Source organism: Ruegeria sp. CDSA241 (genome assembly GCF_059611265.1).
This window is the reverse complement of sequence record NZ_JBXWPF010000040.1, coordinates 1-2762: the sequence shown is the minus strand read 5'-3', so window position 1 is coordinate 2762 and position 2762 is coordinate 1. Positions and strand designations below refer to the sequence as shown.

At 50.9% G+C, this 2762-nt stretch carries 2 protein-coding genes; both read left to right on the top strand.

What is annotated here, in order from left to right:
- Positions 1–65 precede the first annotated feature (65 nt).
- Complete coding sequence (locus AC2FJV_RS20135) at positions 66–749, top strand: IS6 family transposase (protein ID WP_496714487.1); 684 nt, start codon at positions 66–68, stop codon at positions 747–749.
- Between the two features lie 218 nt (positions 750–967).
- Positions 968–2650 carry a sulfatase-like hydrolase/transferase gene (locus AC2FJV_RS20130; RefSeq protein ID WP_496714485.1) on the top strand — a complete coding sequence of 561 codons (1683 nt, stop codon included), beginning with the start codon at positions 968–970 and terminating at the stop codon, positions 2648–2650.
- Positions 2651–2762 lie beyond the last annotated feature (112 nt).

The following is a 2762-nucleotide window of genomic DNA, read 5'->3' as shown; positions in this document are numbered from 1 at the left end:
GTTGACGCGCACGCGTGATCTGAGGTTTGTTCTGGTCGAATAATTTTCGAACAGGTTACTTGAGCATGATCACGTTAAAGGGCTGTCATTTCCCCAAGGATGCAGTTTTGTATGCTGTTTACTTCTATCTGCGATACACGGTGTCCTATCGTGACTTGGAAGAGATCATGGCTGAGCGCGGTGTGCGAGTTGACCATGCCACGTTGAATAGGTGGGTTGTGAAATACTCGCCGATCGTCGCAGCTCGTGCGCAGTCAAAGAAGCGTCCAACACTGAGTTCGTGGCGCATGGACGAGACCTATATTCGTGTTCGCGGCAATTGGATGTACCTCTATCGGGCCGTCGACAAAGCTGGGAATACTCTTGATTTCATGCTGTCTGAGCGCAGGAACCGTCCAGCAGCAGCAAGGTTCTTTGGCAAAGCGCTGGCTTCAAATGGAATCCCGAGCAAGATCGTCATCGATAAAAGTGGAGCCAACGCGGCGGGCATTCGAGAGGTGAACAGGATCCTGAAGCGGTTCGGTTGCCTAGCCGAAATCCAAACGGTCAGGTCCAAGTATCTGAATTACCTGATCGAACAAGATCATCAATTTATCAAGCGTCGCATACGGCACATGTGTGGGTTCAAATCGTTCAGACCGGCATCAGCTACCTTGGACGGCATCGAGGTCGCCAACATGATCCGGAAGCGGCAATTCCCCAGCAATACGACGTCTGGCTTCCAGCTATTCGCCGAGATCGCAGGATAGGTGTGTCCAGTAAGTCGCTGACTTTGGCCGTTCCAAATGTTTGCGACACATCCAATCGAGAACTGGTTCTCGACTGAATACACCGGTGACCATTCACCGTCTGCATTCGAGCGCGTCAATAGTCAAAAGTTTGCAACAGAACCGGCGCAAGTAGACGCTAGCGTGACCCTCTGGTATTGACTGGTCTTCGAGACGGCCCAAAACGCGGCCAGTTTTGATTGAAACTCATTGTTTCCCGCCAACACAATAAAGGAAGCTCTAACTTGATTTTTCGAACCGCCTTATTTGCATCCATTGTTGCTGCCACATCAGTCGCGACCCAGGAAACTCCCATCGTCCATGACGGAGAATTCAATTTTCTTCGCGCTCAGTACGGCGAGCAATGGGATGCCCAAGACATTGAGATAGATAAGAAACTAGCGGAAGTTCGAGAAAGAAACGATGGTAAGCCCCCTAATATTCTCTACGTTCTCATCGATGACGTGAGTTTTGGCCTCATGGGCAATCCTGCGATGAACTTTGTCACCGGATTTGACACACCAAACATCAACGATTTCGCCGCAGAAGGCCTTTCTTTGATGCGGATGTATACTGAGCCTTCCTGCACACCTACCCGCACTGCATTCTTGACCGGAGGGCACCCAATTCGCGCGGGTGTCAAGGAAGTGAAAGTTGCTCTTGTTGGTGAAGGGTTGTCCAAAGACGAAGTTACCATCGCCGAAATTCTCAATCAATCCGGCTATAACACAGCACATGTTGGGAAATGGCATCAGGGCGATATTGAGGAGTCATTCGCTCATAATCAGGGGTTTGATGTCGCGTATTTTCCAGTCCATCAGCAAGTGCAACTGAGCCTGATGACACCAGAGGCTGCGAATGCAGGTAACCTCAACGGCTGGCATCCGTCTACTCAATCCGGGAAATACGGAATGGATGAACGGTTCAAACCCTATGGTCTTGTAACTGGCCTCGAAGCCAGGGCCGGAGAGGCCGCACGGGAGGTCGGCATAGAAGCAGGTGAGGAATGGACACAGGCGCACTATGAACGCATGAACGAGACCTATCAGGCTCAGGTCTTGGAGCAACTTGACCGTTTGGCGGGAGAAGATGATCCATTCTTTCTCCAATACTGGCCGCTTTACCCAATCAATTTCACTTACGGCGAACAGCAGCGGTCCCGCAACGGTGGCTTTATGGCTGATAAAATGGAGCAACTTGACGATTGGATCGGTGATTTGATGGCCAAAGTTGATGAACTTGGAATTGCGGATAACACGCTTGTTGTGATCATGGCGGACAACGGCATCTTTAAGCAGTATTCGCCCACTTCAGGCATGATCGAATTGATTTACCGGGGCGGCAAAGCGGAACACCTCGAAGGTGGGGTGCGTGTTGATGCTTTCGTACGCTGGCCAGCTGCAATCGAAGGAGGCAAGTACGCAGGGGACATTGTTCACGTTTCCGATCTATTCACAACCTTCGCCCGTATCGCTGGCGGAACTGAATTCATCCCGCGTGACCGGATCATCGACGGCGTGGACCAGACAGCATTGTTTCTTGAGGGGGATGGCAATTCGCGGAGAGATTATGTCTATATCTACGAAGGACCGGTTTTGCGTTCGATTGTGAAACAGGAATTCAAGATGCACATGCCCGCACCTGGTGTCCCAGGGGCCGCTGCGCCGGTGTTCAATATCCTTCGCGATCCGCGCGAGATGTATTCTGACATCGGCCAATCGCTTTGGTCCGGAGCGTCCTTCCAGGATATGGCCAAACGGCATCAAAAAATGATTGCAAAATACCCACATCGCGAGATTGGGACTGATGAACCCTATGGAGGCATTGAAAATCTGCGACCAGAAAGCGAACTGGCCCGCAAGACTTTTGCAAGTTGGCAATAATCAAAACGCCGCTTCACGGACAAGATTTGTGTAGTCCCTGAAGCGGCATCTTTGATTGGTGTTCACCCTTATGAGTGGATTTTCACCTTATCTTTTTGAGCAGCACTAAGGG

Coding starts and splice junctions, on each gene's coding strand:
- AC2FJV_RS20135 (WP_496714487.1), top strand. CDS start 66: ATGATCACGTTAAAGGGCTGTCATTTCCCCAAGGATGCAGTTTTGTAT.